Genomic DNA, 19,359 nt, shown 5'->3' with positions numbered 1-19,359 from the left:
CCCCGGGGGGGGGCGGCTCGTGGGGGCGCCCGGGGCGGGGGCCCCCGGGGCGCGGCGCCCCCCCCGCCCCGGGGACACGTGGGTCCGAGGGCTTGTCGCGCGTGAAGTCGCCCCCGGCGCCCCGCGGTTCGTGACCTACGGGGTCAGCGTGCCGTCAGGATGCGCGGACCCGAGTCCGTGATGGCCACGGTGTGCTCGGCGTGCGCCGCCCGCGAGCCGTCGTTCGTACGCAGCGTCCAGCCGTCGGGAGCAGCGTGGTAGCCGTCCGTGCCGCCGCCGATGAGCATCGGCTCGATGGCGAGCACCATCCCGTGCCGCAACGGCATTCCGCGCCCGGGGCGGCCCTCGTTCGGGACGCCCGGGTCCTCGTGCATCCGGCGCCCGATGCCGTGGCCGCCGAACCCGTCCGGGATCCCGTACCCGGCCGTCCGGCACACCGTGCCGATCGCGTGCGCGATGTCCCCGATGCGGTTGCCGACGACGGCCGCCTCGATGCCCGCGGCCAGCGCCCGCTCGGCGGTCTCCACGAGCCGGGCGTCCGCCGCGCGCGGCCTGCCCACGATGAAGCTGATCGCCGAGTCGCCCACCCAGCCGCCGAGTTCGGCGCCGAAGTCGATGGAGACCAGGTCGCCGTCGCGCAACCGCTGGTCCGTCGGGATGCCGTGCACGATCGCCTCGTTCACGGAGGCGCAGACGACCGCGGGGAAGGGCGTGGGCGCGAAGGAGGGGTGATAGCCGAGGAAAGGTGACGTCGCGCCCGCGTCACGCAGCACCTGATGCGCGATCTCGTCCAGCTCCAGCAGGGAGACGCCCACGTCGGCGGCCTCCCGTACCGCCGTCAGGGCCCTGCCCACGACCTGGCCGGCCGCGTGCATCTCGTCGATCGATGTGTCCGTCTTCAGTTCCACCATGCCAATTACTATACCGGTATTAGAATGGCCTCATGGTGCGAACCCCCCTGACCCCCGAAGAGCGCGAACGCGGCGAGCGGCTCGGCCGGCTGCTGCGCGAGGCCCGCGGTGGCCGCAGCATGGCGGACATCGCCGGGGTGGCCGGGATCTCCGCGGAGACCCTGCGCAAGATCGAGACCGGGCGGGCGCCCACACCGGCCTTCTTCACGGTCGCGGCACTGGCGCGGGCCCTCGGGCTCTCGATGGACGAGCTCGTCGTGCGGTGCGCGCTGGTGCCGGTGCTCTGAGCGGGTGCCGGGCTCGGCTCGGCGCTCGCCACCCGTTTTCATCGGCATTCGGTCGCTATGTCGACCGCGGTCGACCGCGAGTGGGCGCGTCGGATGGTCGACCGGTCGGACGGTGTTCAGGAAATGTTGAATTCATTGCCCATTCCCTTGTCGTCTACGCGCGTAGTCACTAACCTCCGGCCATGTCGAACACCAACGCCCGCTCCGGCGTGGCGACTTCGAAGCAGCAGGCGCTCCGCGAGGCGCGTCCCTCCCTCCCGGCAGAACCCACGGTCGGACGCGGACGCCGAGCGCGCAGGGTCGTACGGCTCGTCTGCACCGATCTCGACGGAACCCTGCTCGACTCGGCCGGAACGATCCGTGAACGCACCCTGAGCACGCTCGCCGAGGCGGGGCGTGCCGAGGTCGCCGTGGTGGGGGTGACCGGACGGCCCGTCCGCGACACCCTGGACCTGGCCCGGCGCTACGGCCTCACCGGACCGGTGGTGTGCAGCAACGGCGCGGTGACCGTGGACGCCGGGTCGGGGCGGCTGCTGGACTGCCGTGGATTCGGTCCGGGCGACGCGACGCGGATCCTGCGCGCGGTCCGTGACGCGGTGCCCGGGGTCGCGCTCGGGGTCGACTCCGTGTCCGGGCTCCGGCTGGAGACGGCCTTCGTGCGGCTGGTGCCGAACGCCTGGCGGCACACGACGCCGGAGCACGTGTCCGCGCCGGTGGAGGCGGACCCGGTGGTCAAGATCCTCGCCGCCCATCCGATGCTCCTCGTGGACGAACTGGCCGCAGTGATCGGCTCGGTCGTCGACGAGGGTGCGGTGGTCACGCGGTCCACCGGTGACTTCGTCGAACTGTCCGCCCCCGGCGTGGACAAGGGCGAGGCCCTGCGGTCGCTCGCCGAGCGGAACGGGCTTCCGCTGGAACACACCGCCGCGGTCGGCGACATGCCCAACGACATCCCGATGCTGCGCGCCGCCGGGCTCGCGGCCGCCGTCGCCAACGCCCACGAGGACACCCTGAGGGCGGCCGACATCGTGCTGCCCAGCAACGACGACGAGGGTGTCGCCGCCCTCATCCGGCTCGTGCTGCCCCGCGCGGCGGCGGTGGAGGCGTGCCGCATCTGAGGGGGCGGGGGCCCGTCCGGGCGGGGAGCGAGGTGCCTTCCGGGCGGGAGCCGGAGTGCCGTCCGGGCGGGCGCCCGAGGGCTCCGTTCGTGCGCCCCTTGCCGTGCGGGCGTGCGCCGGAGCGGTACCTCGACGCGCCCCCTGGACGAGTGCCCCGGGGGCGCGCCGAAAACTCCCCGTAGTCGTCCCGTAACACGGCTCGTGTTTCCTGTCGGGTCGAAGTGCTCACGTCGGGCAGGGAGTTGGGTAATGAACGTAGGACAACTCCCGGTACAGGTACTGGAGTTCGCGCGGTACCTGAACGGGCTGGTGGGGCGGCTCGACCGGGGCGGCGGCTGGTGCGGAGTCTTCTGGCGCCGTGACCCCGAGGGGATGCTCGCCTGCCTCGAAGGCCGGGAGGTGCCGCCGTGGGACGTCGTGGAGGCGCTCCTCCAGGACGTCTTCGCGCGCTACGGGGAGCGTGCCGCGGCCCAGGAGACGGTACGGGCCCGGACGCTGTACGAGGCCTCGCTGGCCGCGTACGACGTCGGGCCCGGCGCCCGGGACGCCCTCGGCGACCGGCTGGACGTCATGCTCCGCGAACAGCGGTACGCCGCCGAGCGCCGGGTGGAACTGGACGGGCGGATCGCGGAGGCGGCCTCCCGCGAAGAGGCCGAGGCGATCGGTGTGGACCTCGCCTGGGCCGAGGACGATCACGAACGGGCCGTCGCCCGCTGCGCCGAGCTGCGCCACCGCATGGACAACGTCGACCGCCGCACCCGGCACGCCCGCGCACAGGGCACACAGGGCTTCCCACCCACGGAAACGGGGCCCGGCCCTGGAGCCGGGCTCGGTTTTGGAGCGGGTCCTGGCGCCGGTCGCGGTCCTGGCTCTGGTCCCGGGTCAGGTCTTGGCCCCGGACTCGGAGCGGGTCCTGGCGCCGGTCCTGGTTCCAGCCCTGGCCCTGGCTCCGGTGTCGGTTCTGACCCCGGACTGGGTCCTGGCTCTGGCCTTGGCCCCGGACTCGGAGCCGGCCCCGGCTTCGACTCCCGCCCTGGCCCCGGTTCCAGTCCTGGCGCTGGCCCTGGCTCCGGTCTCGGGTCCGGTCCCAGTTCCGGTCTCGGTCCTGGCGCCGGTCTCGGTCCTGGCTCTGGCTTTGACTCCGGCCCCGGCCATGGCCCCGGTTCCAGCCCCGGCCCCGGATTCGCAGCCGGGCCTGGCCCTGGGGCCGGTCTCGGTCCCGGCTCCAACCCCGACCTCGGCCCGGCCCCCGGCTCCGGCCATGGCCGTGTCCCGGGCGGCGGCTCTCGTGCGTCGTACGTCGGGCCGGCCGCCGGGCAGGCCGGGCCCGGGCCGTTCTCGGCGGCCCAGGTTCCGGGCGGCCACGGTGATCCCGGCCCCCGTCCCACGGGCCTCGTGCCGGGCGACGCTTCCCGCCCCCTGTCCGGCCCCGCGTCCCACGCGCCGGCCCGGGACCCGTGGCCAGAGCCGCCGCCGACAGGTCTCCCGCCCACGGGTCCTCCGCCGGTGGACCCCCTGCCGGGCGGCGCGCGGGGCCGCGGTCCGGCCGCCGTGCCCGCCCCGGCGGATGACGGGACCCCACCCGACCTCCACCCGTCCCCGGTGAAACGGGCCAAACGGCGCCGGCGAGGGGGCGCGCGGTTCGCCGGGATGGCGGAGACCGACGTGGCGCCCGTGGTCGTACCGCAGACGGCGCCCCTGCCGTCCGCCGCGCCCGCGCAGGGCCGGAGCACGCCCCGCGGTGCGCGGTTCGCCGGGGCCGCGGAGGAACCCGCGAACCGGCGCCCGGCGGCCGCCCCGGAGCCGCAGGACGAGGACGCCCGGCGGCTCACCGCGGAGACCGTCGCGGCGCTCACGCGGCTGCGCGGCGAGGGCCGCAGCGGCGAGGCGCACGCCCTGCTGGTGGAAGCGGCGTACTGGCCGCCCGCCCGCTTCCCCCTGCTCGCCGCCGAACTGCACCGCGCCGGCCTCGACGCGGACTGGGCCACCCTGCTCTGGGAGGCGGCCTCGCTGCCGGCGGGCCGCCTGGTCGCTGCGGCGGACGCGCTCACCGCGGCCGGCCGCACCGGCGACGGCCACCAGCTGCTGCGCCAGGGCGCCGTCAGGCCCGCGTCCGAGATCGGCGCCGCCGTCCTCGGCCTCGCCGACGAGGGCCGCGGACGCGAGATCGGCGCCCTCCTCGACGCGTACGTCCGCGTGCGCGCCCCCGAGGAGGCCGCCCGCAGCGTCGAGACGGACCCGGAACGGCTTGTGCCGCTCCTGCTGCGGGCGGCGCGGGCCGTCTCCGAGGAGTGCCAGTGGGACCTGATCCATGCCTTGCGCGTCGCGGGGTTCACGGCCTGACGCCCGGCCCGGTACGGGGACGAGCCGCGGCCGCCCCCGTCCGCGCCCGGCGAAGGCCGCGAGCCCCGCTCCGCGGCTGGCGAAGGCCGCGAGCCCTGTCCCGTGCCCGGCGAAGGCCGCGAGCCCCGCCCCCGTCCGTGCCCGGCGAAGGCCGCGAGCCCCGCCCCGTGCCCGGCTAAGGTCGAGACCCCGCCCCGGGCCGGCGAAGGCCGTGACCCCCGTCCCGCGCCCGGTTAAGGCCGAAACCCCTGCCCTTGGCCGGCCTGGGCCGGCCAAGCCCGAGACCTCCGCCGGGGGCCGGCCAAGGCCGCGCCCCCACCCACCCACGGCCCACCCACGGCCCGCCCACGTCCACCCACGCCCACGCGCGACCGCCCGCGGACGCCCCGCCCTCGCGCCCGCGGACGCGCGCCCGCGCCCGCCCGCGCGTTCCCCCGATCGGCCGTACCTCCGGCTCCACCGGCCACGTCACTCACCCGTGAGGGTCAGAAACGTGATCGACTCAGCGGGTTAACGACGATGGTCTTGGCAAGGCTGTCCGGGGGGCTTACTTTCGAGCCTCTACAGCCCTTGTCTACGGGCGTAGAGGCTCTCTGACGTCCCGTCGAAGGAGCAGCTCATGGGCAACGTCGTACGTGCCGCCCTGGTCCAGGCCACCTGGACCGGCGACACCGCATCCATGGTCGCCAAGCACGAGGAACACGCCCGTGAGGCGGCCCGCCAGGGTGCGAAGGTCATCGGGTTCCAGGAAGTCTTCAACGCCCCCTACTTCTGCCAGGTCCAGGAGCCGGAGCACTACGCCTGGGCGGAGCCGGTCCCCGACGGGCCGACCGTCACCCGGATGTGTGAGCTCGCGCGCGAGACCGGCATGGTGATCGTCGTGCCCGTGTTCGAGGTCGAGCAGTCCGGCTTCTACTACAACACCGCGGCCGTGATCGACGCCGACGGCACCTACCTCGGCAAGTACCGCAAGCACCACATCCCGCAGGTGAAGGGGTTCTGGGAGAAGTACTACTTCAAGCCCGGCAACCTCGGCTGGCCCGTCTTCGACACGGCGGTCGGCCGGATCGGCGTCTACATCTGCTACGACCGGCACTTCCCCGAGGGCTGGCGCCAGCTCGGCCTCAACGGCGCCCAGCTCGTCTACAACCCCTCCGCCACCTCCCGAGGCCTCTCCGCCTACCTCTGGCAGCTGGAACAGCCCGCCGCGGCCGTCGCCAACGAGTACTTCATCGCCGCGATCAACCGGGTCGGCCAGGAGGAGTACGGCGAGAACGACTTCTACGGGACCTCGTACTTCGTCGACCCCCGCGGACAGTTCGTCGGGACCCCGGCGAACGACAAGACCGAGGAACTCCTCGTCCGGGACCTGGACTTCGGCCTCATCGAGGAAGTACGCCAGCAGTGGGCGTTCTACCGTGACCGGCGCCCCGACGCCTACGAAGGGCTGGTGCAGCCATGACCGACCTGTACACCCGCCACCAGGCCGTCCTGCCCGACTGGCTCGCCCTCTACTACAAGGACCCGATCGAGATCACCCACGGCGAGGGCCGCCACGTCTGGGACTCCAAGGGCAACAAGTACCTCGACTTCTTCGGCGGCATCCTCACCACGATGACCGCGCACGCCCTGCCCGAGGTGACGAAGGCGATCAGCGAGCAGGCCGGCCGGATCATCCACTCCTCGACGCTCTACCTCAACCGGCCGATGGTCGAACTCGCCGAGCGCGTCGCCCAGTTGTCCGGCATCCCCGACGCACGCGTCTTCTTCACCACCTCAGGGACCGAGGCCAACGACACGGCCCTGCTGCTCGCCACCGCCCACCGGCGCAGCAACCAGATCCTCGCCATGCGCAACAGCTACCACGGGCGGTCGTTCAGCGCGGTCGGGATCACCGGCAACAAGGGCTGGTCGCCCACCTCGCTGTCACCGCTCCAGACGCTGTACGTGCACGGCGGCGTCCGCACCCGCGGCCCCTACGCCGGCCTCGACGACGCGGCGTTCGTCCGCGCCTGCGTCGAGGACCTGAAGGACCTGCTCGGCCACGTCCGGCCGCCGGCCGCGCTGATCGCCGAACCGGTGCAGGGCGTCGGAGGGTTCACCGCACCGCCCGACGGCCTCTACGCGGCCTTCCGCGAGGTCCTGGACGAGCACGGCATCCTGTGGATCTCCGACGAGGTGCAGACGGGCTGGGGCCGTACGGGCGAGCACTTCTGGGGCTGGCAGGCCCACGCCGCCTCCGGCCCGCCCGACATGCTCACCTTCGCCAAGGGCATCGGCAACGGCATGTCCATCGGCGGAGTCGTCGCCCGCGCCGAGATCATGAACAGCCTCGACTCCAACTCGATCTCCACGTTCGGTGGTTCACCGGTCACGATGGCGGCCGGGCTCGCGAACCTCACCTACCTCCTCGAACACGACCTCCAGGGCAACGCCCGGCGCGTCGGCGGCCTGCTCATCGAACGGCTCCGCGCGGTCGCCGCGCAGTTCGGCGGCGTACGCGAGGTGCGCGGGCGCGGGCTGATGATCGGCATCGAGCTGGTGGTGCCGGGCACCGACCGCGCGAACCCCGAGGCGGCCGCGGCGGTGCTCGAAGCGGCCCGCGAGGAAGGCCTGTTGATCGGCAAGGGCGGCGGCCACGACACCAGTGTGCTGCGCATCGCCCCGCCGCTCTCCCTCACCGTCGCGGAGGCGGAGGAGGGCGCCAAGATCCTCGAACGCGCCCTGAGGCGGGCCCAGTAACGGATGAGCAAGGGCGGGTGAGCCGAAGGGGCGCGGGCCTCGAAGGCCCGGCGCGAGCGGACCGCAGGGTCCCCGCCGTGCCGGGTCCCCGAGGCCGCCCGCGACTCCGGAGGCGAACCGAGCCACGGACAAAGGGGAACGCCGCCATGACCACCGCCTTGGAACCCGCCCTCTCCGTACGTCAGGTCCTCGCCCTGGACCGGGTGCTCGCCGGAGAGCCGGAGGTGGTGGCCGGCGCCGGCCACCTCGACCGCTCCGTCCGCTGGGTGCACGTCGCCGAGGCCGCCGACGTGGGCGTCATGCTCAGCGGCGGTGAGATGGTCCTGACCACCGGGGTGCTGCTCGCCGGCGACCCCGACGCCCAGGCCGAGTACATCCGTTCGCTGCACCGCGCCGAGGCCGCGGCCGTCGTCCTCGGACTCGGCCGGGCCTTCCCGGCGCCCCCGGACGTGATGCGCCGGGCCGCCGAACGCTGCGGCCTGCCGATGGTCGTGCTCCACCGCCCCTTCCCCTTCGCCGAGTTGACGGAGGAGGTCCAGTCCCGGCTGGTACGGCAGAAGTTCGCGGCCGTGAGCCTCTCCGAGGCCGTGCGCACCGCGCTCACCGGGCTGATCACCACCGGCGCCCCGCTCCAGCGCCTCCTGGACGAGATCGCCGTTCACACCGCCTGCCCCGTCGTCGTCACCAACCTCGCCCACCGGGTCCTCGCCACCGGCGGCGAGCGCTCCGCCGTCGACGACGTCCTGCGCGACTGGGACCGCATCGCCCGGCAGGCATGGGGGTACCACGCAGGCCCTTCAGGCACCGGGGGAGTCGGCGAGGGCGACGGCTGGATCCGCGCCGAACTGGGCGGCCGGGGCGAGCGATGGGGCCGCGTCGTGCTCTGCGGCCACCGGGGCGACGCGGCGACCGGGCGGCTGCTCGCCGACCGTGCCGCCGAGGCCCTGATCCTGCACCGCATGCTCGCGGGACCCGCCCACTCCTGGGAGGAGGAGTCGGCACAGGGCCTGCTGACCGACCTGGTGAGCGGTGTCGTACCGGCCCGCCAGCTGCTGCCGCGGGCGCGCGCCGCGGGACTCCCGGTCAACCGCCGCACCTTCGTACCGCTCGTCGTACGGGGCGGCGACCCCAACCAGCTCGGCAAGGTGCTCCGTCTCCTCGGCCTGCCCGGGCTCGTCGCCGAACTGTCCGACGGAGCCACCGCCCTGCTGCTCAGCCTCCCGCGCGACCAGGACGCGGAGGCGCTCGCCGAGCACTTCGCCCTGCGGCTGCGGCACGAGACGGGGGTGCCGGCGACCGTGGCCGCCGCCGCACCCCGTACCGCCTGGGACGACGTGCCCTTCGGACTGCGCGAGGCCCTCCATGTCGCCGAGGCCGCCGCCGACACCCCCGCCGACGAGGACCGGCCCGCGCTGGTCCGGCTCAGGGACGTCCATCTGCGCGGTCTGGTCCGGCTGCTGCGGGACGACCCGCACGTCCAGTCCTTCGCGGAACGGGAACTCGACGGGCTGCTGTGCGGACCCGGGGCCGACCCGCGGCTGCTGCCCGTCCTGCGGACCTATCTCGCCACCGGCCGCAACAAGTCGCGCACCGCGGAGCTCCACCACGTCAGCCGGCCCGCGCTCTACCGCCGCCTGGAGGTCATACAGGCCCGCCTCGGCGTCGACCTGGACGACTTCGAACAGGCCGCCTCCGTCCACATCGCCCTGCTCGCGCACGACGCGCAACAGCGGTGAAACACACGACCACTCGGACGCAACACGAAAGAGCGCGGAGGTGACACCGTGGAACGGCACGGCACTTCGGACGTGACACGGTGCAACTCAAAGAACGCGCCCGGGCTTTCTAGTCTCCTCGCACACCGAGCGACCGGAGGTCCCGATGAGCAGAGTGATCCGCGCCGCCGTCTTCCAGACCGCATGGACCGGCGACAAGGAATCGATGATCCAGGTCCACGAGCAGGCGGCCCGCGACGCGGCCGCGCAGGGCGCCCAGGTCCTGTGCTTCCAGGAGCTGTTCTACGGACCCTACTTCTGCCAGGTGCAGGACAAGGAGTTCTACGCGTACGCCGAGCAGATTCCCGAAGGCCCCATCGTCCGGCGCTTCCAGGCGCTGGCCAAGGAACTGGGCCTCGTCCTCGTGCTGCCGATGTACGAGGAGGAACAGCCCGGCGTCCTGTACAACACGGCGGCCGTGATCGACGCCGACGGCTCCTACCTGGGCAAGTACCGCAAGACCCACATTCCCCAAGTGCCGGGATTCTGGGAGAAGTTCTACTTCCGTCCGGGCAACTCCGGCTGGCCCGTCTTCGACACGGCCGTCGGCCGGATCGGCGTCTACATCTGCTACGACCGGCACTTCCCGGAGGGCTGGCGGGCACTCGGCCTGGCGGGCGCGGAGATCGTCTTCAACCCGTCGGCCACCTCCCGCGGACTGTCCGGCTACCTCTGGCAGCTGGAGCAGCCGGCCGCGGCCGTCGCCAACGAGTACTTCGTGGGGGCGATCAACCGGGTCGGGCAGGAGGAGTACGGCGACAACGACTTCTACGGGACCTCCTACTTCGTGGACCCCGAGGCGCAGTTCGTCGGCGAGGTGGCGAGCGACAAGGAGAGCGAACTCGTCGTCCGCGACCTGGACATGGCCAGGCTCCGCGAGGTCCGCGACCGCTGGCAGTTCTACCGCGACCGCGCCCCGGGCGCGTACGGGCCGCTGACCGCGCCCTGACCGTCCGGACACGGCACGCACCTCACGTCCGTGCCGGGGGCCCGGCGATCCGAGCGCCCGGCCCCCGGCACGGCACCCGGCCTCACGGCCCGTCCCGCGAACCGCCGCACGGGCCCCGCCGCCGGAACGCGGCGCCCGCCCCGGCCACCGACAGGCCCGCAACGTCCTCAGTGCACGCACGACCGGAAGGAGAGGGAGCATGAGCCGTACCGTCATCCGGGGTGGTCTCGTCATCACCGCGTCCGACGAGATCCACGCCGACGTCCTGATCGAGGACGGCCGGATCGCCGCCCTCGCCGCGACAGGCACGCCCGCGGCCCGGTCGTGGACGGCCGAGCGCGCCATAGACGCCACCGGCAAGTACGTGATCCCGGGCGGCGTCGACGCCCACACCCACATGGAACTGCCCTTCGGCGGCACCTTCGCCTCCGACACCTTCGAGACCGGCACCCGGGCCGCCGCCTGGGGCGGCACGACCACCATCATCGACTTCGCCGTGCAGAGCGTCGGCCGCTCGCTGCGCGAGGGACTCGACGCCTGGAACGCCAAGGCCGACGGCAACTGCGCCATCGACTACGGCTTCCACATGATCGTCTCCGACGTGAACCAGGAGACGCTCAAGGAGATGGACCTGCTCGTCGAGGAAGGGGTCACCTCCTTCAAGCAGTTCATGGCCTACCCGGGCGTCTTCTACAGCGACGACGGCCAGATCCTGCGCGCCATGCAGCGCTCCGCCGAGAACGGCGGGCTCATCATGATGCACGCCGAGAACGGCATCGCCATCGACGTGCTCGTCGAACAGGCCCTGGCCCGCGGCGAGACCGACCCGCGCTACCACGGAGAGGTGCGCAAGGCGCTCCTGGAGGCCGAGGCCACCCACCGGGCCATCAAGCTCGCCCAGGTCGCGGGCGCCCCGCTCTACGTCGTGCACGTCTCGGCGACGGAGGCGGTCGCCGAGATCGCCCGCGCGCGCGACGAGGGCCTGAACGTCTTCGGCGAGACCTGCCCCCAGTACCTCTTCCTGTCGACCGACAACCTCGCGGAGCCGGACTTCGAGGGCGCCAAGTACGTGTGCAGCACGCCTCTCCGGCCCAAGGAGCACCAGGCGGCCCTGTGGCGCGGCCTGCGCACCAACGACCTCCAGGTCGTCTCGACGGACCACTGCCCGTTCTGCTTCGTGGGCCAGAAGGAGCTCGGCCGCGGGGACTTCTCGAAGATCCCCAACGGCCTTCCCGGCGTGGAGAACCGCATGGACCTCCTGCACCAGGCGGTCGTCGACGGGCACATCTCCCGGCGCCGCTGGATCGAGATCGCCTGCGCCACGCCGGCCCGGATGTTCGGCCTGTACCCGAAGAAGGGGACCATCGCCCCCGGCGCCGACGCCGACATCGTCATCTACGACCCGCACGCCGAGCAGATCCTGTCGGCCGAGACCCACCACATGAACGTCGACTACTCGGCGTACGAGGGCAGGCGCATCACCGGACGGGTCGAGACCGTGCTGTCGCGCGGCGAAACGGTCATCTCCGACCGCGAGTTCACCGGACGCGCGGGCCACGGCGTCTACACCCCCCGTTCCACCTGTCAGTACCTTCTCTGAGCGACCAGGAGTGGCGCCATGGACTTCGGACTCGTCCTTCAGACAGACCCCCCGGCCTCCCGTGTCATCGACCTGATGAAGCGGGCCGAGGGCAACGGCTTCACGTACGGCTGGACCTTCGACTCGGCCGTGCTGTGGCAGGAACCCTTCGTGATCTACAGTCAGATCCTGGCCAACACCGAGAAGTTGACGGTGGGCCCGATGGTCACCAACCCGGGCACCCGCACCTGGGAGGTCACCGCCTCCACCTTCGCGACGCTCAACGACATGTACGGCAACCGCACGGTGTGCGGGATCGGGCGCGGCGACTCGGCGATGCGGGTCGCCGGCCGCAAGCCCAACACGCTGGCCCGGATCAGCGGCGCGATGAAGGTCATCCGCGCCCTCGCCCGCGGTGAGGAGGCCGACCTCGGCGGCACCGTCGTCAAGTTCCCCTGGGTCAGGCCGGGCGCCGAACTGCCGGTCTGGATGGCCGCGTACGGTCCGAAGGCGCTGAAGATGACGGGCGAGGAGGCCGACGGCTTCATCCTCCAGCTCGCCGACCTCTATCTCACCGAGTACATGGTCAAGGCCGTGAAGGACGCGGCGGCCGAGGCCGGGCGCGACCCCGCCGAGGTGAAGATCTGCGTGGCCGCGCCCGCGTACATCACCGAGGACGACTCGCCCGAGGCGCTCGCCCACGCGCGCGAGCAGTGCCGCTGGTTCGGCGGCATGGTGGGCAACCACGTGGCCGACCTGGTGTCCAAGTACGGCGAGCACTCGGCGGCCGTACCCGACGAACTCACCGACTACATCAAGGCCCGTGAGGGCTACGACTACTCCCACCACGGACGGGCCGACAACCCCGACACCGCGTTCGTGCCCGACGAGATCGTCGAACGGTTCTGCCTGATCGGCCCCGCCGAGCGGCACATCGAGAAGCTGAACGCGCTGCGCGCGCTGGGCGTCGACCAGTTCGCGGTCTACGACATGCACGACGCGCAGGAGGCCACGATCGACGCGTACGGCGCGCAGGTCATCCCCGGAGTCAACGGGCGTTAACCGAAGGCCGATCCCCTCAGTCTCCCCTTCCCGCCGTCCCGGGAAGGGGATCAGGGCGCAGTGTGCGCACCCCCCAGTCGTCCCCGCACGGCCTTTCCCGTCACTCCTCATTGATTGGCCTGCTCATGACAGAAATAGTCTCTCCGGGCGTCCCGCCCGCCGGACAAGTCACGCTCCCCGACGGCCGGGTGGAGATCGCGCCCGACGCACCCGCGCCCACCGGTCCCTACGCCAACGACGACCTGCTCCCGGTTCCGGTCGAGAAGCGCACCTGGACCACGTACAACTTCTCCGCCCTCTGGGTCGGCATGGCCCACAACACCGCCTCCTGGACGCTGGCATCGGGCCTGATCGCCGTCGGGATGGACTGGAAGCAGGCCGTCCTCACCATCGCGCTCGCCAACCTGATCGTGCTGGTCCCGATGCTGCTCACCGGGCACGCGGGCCCCAAGTACGGCATCCCCTTCCCCGTCTTCGCCCGGGCCTCCTTCGGCGTCCGCGGCGCCAACCTCCCCGCTGTCGTCAGGGCGTTGGTGGCGTGCGGCTGGTTCGGCATCCAGACCTGGATCGGCGGCGAGGCGATCTACTTCCTCGCGGGCAAGCTCTTCGGCGACAGCTGGGCCAACGCCTCCGAGATCGGCGGACACGCCTGGACGATGTGGCTGTCGTTCGCCGTCTTCTGGGTGCTCCAGGTCGCCATCATCTACCGCGGGATGGAGATGATCCGCCGGTTCGAGAACTGGGCCGCGCCCTTCGTCCTCGTCGGTGCCGGCGTGATGCTGTGGTGGATGAGCAGCAAGGCCGGCGGCTTCGGACCGCTGCTCGACCAGCCGTCGAAGCTCGGCTGGGGCGGCGACTTCTGGAAGCTGTTCTGGCCCTCGCTCATGGGCATGATCGGCTTCTGGTCCACCCTGTCCCTGAACATCCCGGACTTCACCCGCTACGGCAGGAGCCAGCGGGCGCAGACGCTCGGGCAGGCACTCGGGCTCCCCACCACCATGACCCTCTTCGCGTTCCTGTCCGTCATGGTCACCTCGGGTTCGCAGGCCGTCTACGGTCAGGCGATCTGGGACCCGGTCCAGCTGGCGGCGAAGACCGACAACGTCGTCGGCATCGTGTTCGCGCTGGTCACCGTGCTGGTCGCCACGCTGTCCGTGAACATCGCGGCGAACCTGGTCTCCCCGGCCTTCGACTTCTCCAACATCGCCCCGCGGAAGATCAATTTCCGGGCCGGCGCGCTGGCCACCTGCGTCATCGGCGTGCTGATCTTCCCCTGGAAGCTGTACTCCGACCCCCAGGGCTACATCTTCACCTGGCTGGGCCTGGTCGGCGGTCTGCTGGGGACGGTCGCCGGCATCCTCATCGCCGACTACTGGATCCTGCGCCGCACCAGGCTCGACCTCGCCGATCTCTACCGTACGGGCGGCCGCTACTGGTACGACGGCGGCTGGAACTGGCGGGCCGTGGTCGCCTTCGTCACCGGCGGCGTCCTCGCCGTCGGCGGGGCGGACTTCCACCCCCTGGTCGACGGACGGCCGATCCCGGCGCTGAAGTCGCTCGCCGACTACGGATGGGCGGTCGGCCTCGCCACGTCCATGCTGCTGTACCTGGTCCTGATGCTGACCCGCGGAAAGGACGCGACCACGGGCTGACCGCTCGGGCGGAGGGCGGTCAGGTCAGCTCTTCTGGCCGCCCTTCAGTGCCGCCGTCGCGTCCTTGGCGGCCTTGATGGCACCCTTGTTGATCTCGTCGGTGCCGGGCGCCTTCTTCGTCTCGAAGTTGCTGCCGTTGTAGGTGACGACCACCAGCGCGTTCGACGCCCGGACGATCACCACGCCCTCACGGGTGTCCTGCTTGTCCTCCGTGGTGAGGTTGACCACCGAGTAGGCCTCGTCGCCCACGCCCGGCACCGCGCCGCCGCCGGTCTTGTCGGCGACACGCTCCTTGTAGGCCTTCTCCGCCGCCGCGTCCGACTCCTTGATCTCGTACGAGACGTCGAGCCAGCGGTAGTCGAATCCCTTCAGGGCGTTCCACGAGCAGGTGCGGCGCACCGCCTTGTCGGTCGACGCGATCTCCTGGCCGGCCGTCTTGGCGCCGGGGACCAGGGACTTGATCGTCGCGACCTGGATGCCGCCACAGGGGGCCGGCGAGGCGGCGAACGTCTTGACGGCGGCCGAGGCCGAAGGAGCTGACGGCGAGTCGGATGTCTGTTTCTGTGTCGATTTGTCCTCGGCGTTGGGGGTCGCTTCGGACGGGCCCGTCGCCAGGGCCCAGCCCGCGGAGGCGAGCAGAGCGACCGGCAAAAGGCGCGCGGCGAGCGCGAGCGGCAGAGGAAGAGAACCCAAAGCGCACTTCTCGTGGGGGATGGTGCGGAGGTGGTCCGCACTGCGGACGGGACGCCAGTGTCACATGAGACGCGGTGGCGCGGAAGGGCCGACGGGCGGCATGCCCGTGTGATGACAGCGACTCACCTTGGCGGCGATTGACTGAAGCTGCGACAGGATGTCTGTTTTGTTCGGCTCGATGATCGCCGCTTTCTCCGTATCGCGGCGCATCGCGGCCGTTCCATTCCGAGATCCGGCGGTGCCGGTCGCCGTGCCCCGGTTTCGCGACGGAACGGCCGCGTGATCACCTTCACCCTCAACTGGCCCTGAAAACAAGGGATTCGGGGTCGAAGGACGGGTTCGAGGGAAGGCGGGGCCATGCCTTCCGCGGTGCTCACGTGCCATGATCGGCGCATGTTCGCGACGAACCGGCGACGCGCGGGCGCGACGGCCCCCGCCGGACCACCGGCCCGGCCCGAAGTCCGCACCGTCTCCTTACCCGCGCGCGGTGCTCCGTCCCGTGCCGCCGCCCTCCGGAGGGCGTGGACGCGCCCCGTCCTGCTCCTGTGCCTGGTCGCCACGGCCACCAGCGGGTGCGGCCTCTCCGCCGAGATCGACCGCGAGCGCGACCCCGGACGGACCGCCGTCCCCGGCCCGGTCCCGAGCGTCGTCGGGACCGACGCCGCTCACCTCCCGGACCCGTCCGCCACCTCCACGGACGGGCACCTCGTCATCGAGGTGCCCGAGCCGTCGGGAACGGCGACGCCCGAGGCCGTGCCGACCCAGGCGGGCAGCGGCTGCCCGCCGTCCGGCCTGCGTCTGGGCACCGGATCCGTCGACGGGGCCATGGGCCTGCGCGGTCTGACCCTGACCCTCACCTACTGCGGCGCACGCTCGTACGAGGTGAACGGCTACCCGGCCGTCCTCCACGTGCTCGACCAGGACGGCACCCCGTTCCCGGACGTGCACGCCGTCGACGGGACGGACAAGGTCTTCATGGCCCCCGCCGACCCCGGCCCCAAGCCCTTCACGCTCCACCCGGGCGAGAGCGCACGGGCGACCGTGTACTGGCGGATGGCGGCCCAGGCGGGGGTCTACCTGCGGATCGCACCCCGGCGCGGGCAGCCCGCCGTCAATCTGCGGCTGACCGAGCCGCTCGACATCGGCCCCGAGAACACCCTCGGAGCCACGGCCTGGACACCCGTCCGCTGAACCGGAACACGGCCGCCCGGCCCTCACCCGAGGGGCCCGGCCGGGGCCGACCGGCCCGTACCTCCGACGTCCCCGGCCGGAACACCCGCCCCGCCGCCCCGGTCCCGGCGGATGCCATAGTCGGACCCGAGCCCGATCGCTCCGAACCGTGAGGTGGCAGGCATGTTCACGACCCGACCCACCCTCCAGGGCACCTTCGGCATGGTGTCCTCCACGCACTGGCTCGCCTCGCAGTCCGCGATGGCCGTCCTGGAGAGCGGCGGCAACGCCTACGACGCCGCCGTCGCCGCCGGTTTCGTCCTGCACGTCGTGGAACCCCACCTCAACGGACCCGCGGGCGAGGTCCCCATCGTCCTGGCCCCCGCCGACGGACCCGTGAGGGTGCTGTGCGGGCAGGGCGTCGCGCCCGCCGGAGCCACGGTCGCCCACTACAAGGGCCTCGGCCTGGACCTCGTGCCCGGTACGGGCCCGCTCGCCGCCGCCGTGCCGGGCGCCTTCGACGCCTGGATGCTGCTCCTGCGCGACCACGGCACCAAAACGCTCGCCGACGTCCTCCGGTACGCCATCGGCTACGCCGAGGACGGCCACGCGCCCGTGGAACGCGTCGGCGAGACCGTGGACGCCGTACGCGCGCTCTTCGAGACGGAGTGGACCTCGTCCGCCCGGGTGTACCTCCCGGACGGCAGGCCGCCGCGCCCCGGAGAGCTGTTCCGCAACCCGGCCCTCGCCGCGACCTGGCGCAGGCTGCTCGACGAGGTCTCCGGCGCGGGCGACCGGGTGGCCGAGATCGAGGCGGCCCGGGAGGTGTGGCGCACCGGATTCATCGCCGAGGCCCTGGTGAGGCAGGCCGCGCGGCCCACCATGGACACCAGCGGCGAGCGCCACACCGGCACCCTGACGGCCGCCGACCTGGCCGGCTGGTCCGCGTCCTACGAGGCACCGGCGACGTACGACTGGCGGGGCTGGACCCTGTGCAAGGCGGGCCCCTGGAGCCAGGGCCCCGTCCTCCTCCAGCAACTCGCGCTGCTCCCGCCCGAACTGCCCCGCCCCGGTTCCGCCGACTACGTCCACCTGCTGGTCGAGGGCTGCAAGCTCGCCATGGCCGACCGGGAGGCCTGGTACGGGGACGCGGCCGAGGTGCCGCTCGCCGACCTGCTGTCGGAGCCCTACAACGCGGCCCGGCGGGCACTCGTCGGGGACAAGGCGTCGTACGAACTGCGCCCCGGCAGTCCCGGCGGCCGGGAGCCGCGGCTGAGCGCCTACGCCTGCGCGGTGGCCGCGGGTGAGCCCGGCTTCGACGCCCTCGCGGTACCGGGCGCCGGCGAGCCCACCATGGCCCGCACGGCCGGGGAGCCCCGGCCGGCGTCCGACGGCGGCACCCGGGGCGACACCTGCCACCTGGACGTCGTCGACCGCTGGGGCAACATGGTCGCCGCCACCCCCAGCGGGGGCTGGCTCCAGTCCAACCCGGTCGTCCCGGAGCTCGGCTTCCCGCTCGGCACCCGGCTCCAGATGGCCTGGCTGGAGGAGGGGCTGCCCAACTCCCTGACCCCGGGCCGCAGGCCGCGCACCACGCTGACCCCCTCCGTGGCCCTGTTCGACGGCGTCCCGGTCATGGCGTTCGGCACCCCCGGCGGCGACCAGCAGGACCAGTGGCAGACGCACTTCTTCCTGTCCGTGGCGCTGCGCCCGCGGGTGCGCGGCGGACTCGACCTCCAGGGCGCGATCGACGCCCCCAACTGGCACAACGACAGCTTTCCCGGTTCCTTCCACCCGCGTGGCATGCGGCCCGGCAGCCTCACCGTCGAGTCCCGCACGGACGCGGAGGTGGTGGAGGAACTGCGCCGACGGGGCCACGACGTCACCGTCGCCGAGGCCTGGTCCGAGGGGCGGCTGTGCGCGGTGGCCCGTGACCCCGCGACCGGCGTCCTGTCGGCGGGAGCCAATCCGCGCGGGATGCAGGGGTACGCGGTCGGGCGGTGAGGGCTGTTCCGCCGTCGGTGCCGGCGTTGGCGCTGGTGCCGGTGCTGACGACGGTGCCGGTCCTGGCGGCGGTGCCGGTGCCGGTGATCGTTCCGCCCCGGGAATTCATGGCGATTCCACCCCGAGTACCCCGGAGGGGTGGGGATTGTCAGTGACGCGTGCTGTCATGGAGCCATGATCCAAGACATCGAAACCATCGACGAGTTTCTCGCACACCGTGCGTCCGACGTGGAACGGGCCGTCCGCGCAGCGGCCGCCGCGGAGATCATGCCCCGGTTCCGGCAGCTCTCCGCCGACGAGATCGACCAGAAGTCCGGCCCGCACGACCTGGTGACGGACGCCGACCGCCTGGCCGAGAAGTACCTCACCGCCGTCCTCACCGAACTGCTGCCCGGCTCGGTCGTGGTCGGCGAGGAGGCCGTGCACGCCGACCCGGCCGTCTACGAGGCGATCCACGGCACGGCGCCCGTGTGGATCGTCGACCCGGTCGACGGCACCCGGCAGTTCGTGCACGGCGACCCCGGGTTCTGCACGCTCGTCGCGCTCGTCCTGGACGGCGTGGTGCGGGCCTCGTGGACGTACGCCCCGGCGCGTGACCAGTTCGCCACCGCGATACGGGGCCGGGGGGCCGTGCTCGACGGGGTTCCGCTGCGCTCCGGTTCGCCCGAACCCGGCCGCGACCTCGTCATAGCGACCTCCCACCCGGACTACACCACCGACGAGCAGAAGCGCGCCCTCCTCGGACTGTGGGTCGAGGGTGTCGCCCCGCGCCCGTGCGGTTCGGCGGGCCTGGAGTATCTGGCCATCGCGCGCGGCGAGTTGGACGGAACCGCCTTCAGTTGGGAGGCGGCCTGGGATCACGCGGCGGGACTTCTGCTGGTCGAGGAGGCGGGCGGTGCGCATCTGACGCTCGACGGCGAGCCCTTCCGCGTCACCGGGGGCAACGCGCTGCCGTTCACGGCCGCCCGGGACGAGGCCACGGCCCGCCGCGTGACCGCCCTGCTGACGGCACAGCCGGAGTGGGTGGCCACCGGCGCCTGAGCTCCAACACCCCGTGCCGGCAGGGCTGTCGGT

General features: G+C 72.6%; 16 protein-coding genes. 13 read left to right on the top strand and 3 right to left on the bottom strand.

The features are described 5' to 3' along the window. Positions 1–143: 143 nt before the first annotated feature. Positions 144–911: a type I methionyl aminopeptidase gene (gene map / locus ACFWI4_RS19865; protein ID WP_387197795.1), complete on the bottom strand. Its 768-nt coding sequence runs from the start codon at positions 909–911 to the stop codon at positions 144–146. Positions 912–943: 32 nt separating this feature from the next. On the opposite strand from map, the gene ACFWI4_RS19860 reads away from it, so the two are divergent. Both ACFWI4_RS19860 and ACFWI4_RS19855 read left to right on the top strand, forming a co-directional pair. After that, positions 944–1,198 carry a helix-turn-helix domain-containing protein gene (locus ACFWI4_RS19860; protein WP_387197792.1) on the top strand — a complete coding sequence of 85 codons (255 nt, stop codon included), beginning with the start codon at positions 944–946 and terminating at the stop codon, positions 1,196–1,198. Positions 1,199–1,380: 182 nt separating this feature from the next. Continuing rightward, on the top strand, positions 1,381–2,316 hold the full coding sequence (locus ACFWI4_RS19855; RefSeq protein WP_387197789.1) for an HAD family hydrolase: 936 nt from the start codon (positions 1,381–1,383) through the stop codon (positions 2,314–2,316). Positions 2,317–2,541: 225 nt separating this feature from the next. On the opposite strand, the gene ACFWI4_RS19850 is transcribed toward ACFWI4_RS19855, so the two are convergent. After that, on the bottom strand, positions 2,542–3,048 hold the full coding sequence (locus ACFWI4_RS19850) for a hypothetical protein (RefSeq protein WP_387197786.1): 507 nt from the start codon (positions 3,046–3,048) through the stop codon (positions 2,542–2,544). A 918-nt stretch (positions 3,049–3,966) separates the two neighbouring features. On the opposite strand from ACFWI4_RS19850, the gene ACFWI4_RS19845 reads away from it, so the two are divergent. The 8 genes from ACFWI4_RS19845 (at position 3,967) to ACFWI4_RS19810 (ending at position 14,418) form a co-directional block, all read left to right on the top strand. Beyond that, positions 3,967–4,659 carry a hypothetical protein gene (locus tag ACFWI4_RS19845; RefSeq protein WP_387197783.1) on the top strand — a complete coding sequence of 231 codons (693 nt, stop codon included), beginning with the start codon at positions 3,967–3,969 and terminating at the stop codon, positions 4,657–4,659. 619 nt (positions 4,660–5,278) lie between these two features. Continuing rightward, complete coding sequence (locus ACFWI4_RS19840; protein ID WP_387197780.1) at positions 5,279–6,121, top strand: nitrilase-related carbon-nitrogen hydrolase; 843 nt, start codon at positions 5,279–5,281, stop codon at positions 6,119–6,121. Then, positions 6,118–7,401, top strand: a complete 1,284-nt coding sequence (locus ACFWI4_RS19835) for an aspartate aminotransferase family protein (protein WP_385394923.1) — start codon at positions 6,118–6,120, stop codon at positions 7,399–7,401. Before ACFWI4_RS19840 ends, ACFWI4_RS19835 begins: the two co-directional genes overlap by 4 nt. Before the next feature lie 146 nt (positions 7,402–7,547). Continuing rightward, complete coding sequence (locus ACFWI4_RS19830; RefSeq protein ID WP_387197777.1) at positions 7,548–9,137, top strand: PucR family transcriptional regulator; 1,590 nt, start codon at positions 7,548–7,550, stop codon at positions 9,135–9,137. Between the two features lie 145 nt (positions 9,138–9,282). After that, positions 9,283–10,125, top strand: a complete 843-nt coding sequence (locus ACFWI4_RS19825; protein WP_037621540.1) for a nitrilase-related carbon-nitrogen hydrolase — start codon at positions 9,283–9,285, stop codon at positions 10,123–10,125. A 199-nt stretch (positions 10,126–10,324) separates the two neighbouring features. After that, the gene (gene hydA, locus ACFWI4_RS19820) at positions 10,325–11,725 is read left to right on the top strand and encodes a dihydropyrimidinase (RefSeq protein WP_387197774.1); all 1,401 of its coding nucleotides are present in this window, start codon (positions 10,325–10,327) and stop codon (positions 11,723–11,725) included. A gap of 18 nt (positions 11,726–11,743) precedes the next feature. Then, positions 11,744–12,766, top strand: coding sequence for a TIGR03842 family LLM class F420-dependent oxidoreductase (locus ACFWI4_RS19815; protein WP_385407300.1), 1,023 nt, complete (start codon positions 11,744–11,746; stop codon positions 12,764–12,766). A gap of 125 nt (positions 12,767–12,891) precedes the next feature. Further along, a complete protein-coding gene (locus ACFWI4_RS19810; protein WP_387197769.1) occupies positions 12,892–14,418 on the top strand; it encodes an NCS1 family nucleobase:cation symporter-1 in 1,527 nt (508 codons plus the stop codon). A 24-nt stretch (positions 14,419–14,442) separates the two neighbouring features. Here ACFWI4_RS19810 and ACFWI4_RS19805 read toward each other — a convergent pair whose 3' ends face one another. Then, a complete protein-coding gene (locus ACFWI4_RS19805) occupies positions 14,443–15,111 on the bottom strand; it encodes a hypothetical protein (RefSeq protein ID WP_385407307.1) in 669 nt (222 codons plus the stop codon). Positions 15,112–15,504: 393 nt separating this feature from the next. On the opposite strand from ACFWI4_RS19805, the gene ACFWI4_RS19800 reads away from it, so the two are divergent. From ACFWI4_RS19800 to ACFWI4_RS19790, 3 genes are all read left to right on the top strand, one after another. Continuing rightward, entirely contained in the window at positions 15,505–16,302 is a 798-nt protein-coding gene (locus tag ACFWI4_RS19800) for a DUF4232 domain-containing protein (RefSeq protein ID WP_387197766.1), read from the top strand. A 162-nt stretch (positions 16,303–16,464) separates the two neighbouring features. Continuing rightward, the gene (locus ACFWI4_RS19795) at positions 16,465–18,285 is read left to right on the top strand and encodes a gamma-glutamyltransferase family protein (RefSeq protein ID WP_387197763.1); all 1,821 of its coding nucleotides are present in this window, start codon (positions 16,465–16,467) and stop codon (positions 18,283–18,285) included. Positions 18,286–18,459: 174 nt separating this feature from the next. Beyond that, entirely contained in the window at positions 18,460–19,326 is an 867-nt protein-coding gene (locus tag ACFWI4_RS19790; protein WP_387197760.1) for an inositol monophosphatase family protein, read from the top strand. The last annotated feature ends 33 nt before the right edge of the window (positions 19,327–19,359 follow it).

This window comes from Streptomyces sp. NPDC127038, assembly GCF_042725875.1.
In the GTDB taxonomy this organism is placed as follows: Bacteria; Actinomycetota; Actinomycetes; order Streptomycetales; family Streptomycetaceae; genus Streptomyces.
Note: the sequence above shows the minus strand (reverse complement) of the source record. Positions and strands in the feature narration are given on the sequence as shown.

Coding starts and splice junctions, on each gene's coding strand:
- ACFWI4_RS19830 (WP_387197777.1), top strand. CDS start 7,548: ATGACCACCGCCTTGGAACCCGCCCTCTCCGTACGTCAGGTCCTCGCC.
- ACFWI4_RS19815 (WP_385407300.1), top strand. CDS start 11,744: ATGGACTTCGGACTCGTCCTTCAGACAGACCCCCCGGCCTCCCGTGTC.
- ACFWI4_RS19790 (WP_387197760.1), top strand. CDS start 18,460: ATGATCCAAGACATCGAAACCATCGACGAGTTTCTCGCACACCGTGCG.
- ACFWI4_RS19860 (WP_387197792.1), top strand. CDS start 944: ATGGTGCGAACCCCCCTGACCCCCGAAGAGCGCGAACGCGGCGAGCGG.
- hydA (WP_387197774.1), top strand. CDS start 10,325: ATGAGCCGTACCGTCATCCGGGGTGGTCTCGTCATCACCGCGTCCGAC.
- ACFWI4_RS19825 (WP_037621540.1), top strand. CDS start 9,283: ATGAGCAGAGTGATCCGCGCCGCCGTCTTCCAGACCGCATGGACCGGC.
- ACFWI4_RS19810 (WP_387197769.1), top strand. CDS start 12,892: ATGACAGAAATAGTCTCTCCGGGCGTCCCGCCCGCCGGACAAGTCACG.
- ACFWI4_RS19795 (WP_387197763.1), top strand. CDS start 16,465: ATGTTCACGACCCGACCCACCCTCCAGGGCACCTTCGGCATGGTGTCC.
- map (WP_387197795.1), bottom strand. CDS start 911: ATGGTGGAACTGAAGACGGACACATCGATCGACGAGATGCACGCGGCC.
- ACFWI4_RS19800 (WP_387197766.1), top strand. CDS start 15,505: ATGTTCGCGACGAACCGGCGACGCGCGGGCGCGACGGCCCCCGCCGGA.
- ACFWI4_RS19835 (WP_385394923.1), top strand. CDS start 6,118: ATGACCGACCTGTACACCCGCCACCAGGCCGTCCTGCCCGACTGGCTC.
- ACFWI4_RS19840 (WP_387197780.1), top strand. CDS start 5,279: ATGGGCAACGTCGTACGTGCCGCCCTGGTCCAGGCCACCTGGACCGGC.
- ACFWI4_RS19845 (WP_387197783.1), top strand. CDS start 3,967: ATGGCGGAGACCGACGTGGCGCCCGTGGTCGTACCGCAGACGGCGCCC.
- ACFWI4_RS19855 (WP_387197789.1), top strand. CDS start 1,381: ATGTCGAACACCAACGCCCGCTCCGGCGTGGCGACTTCGAAGCAGCAG.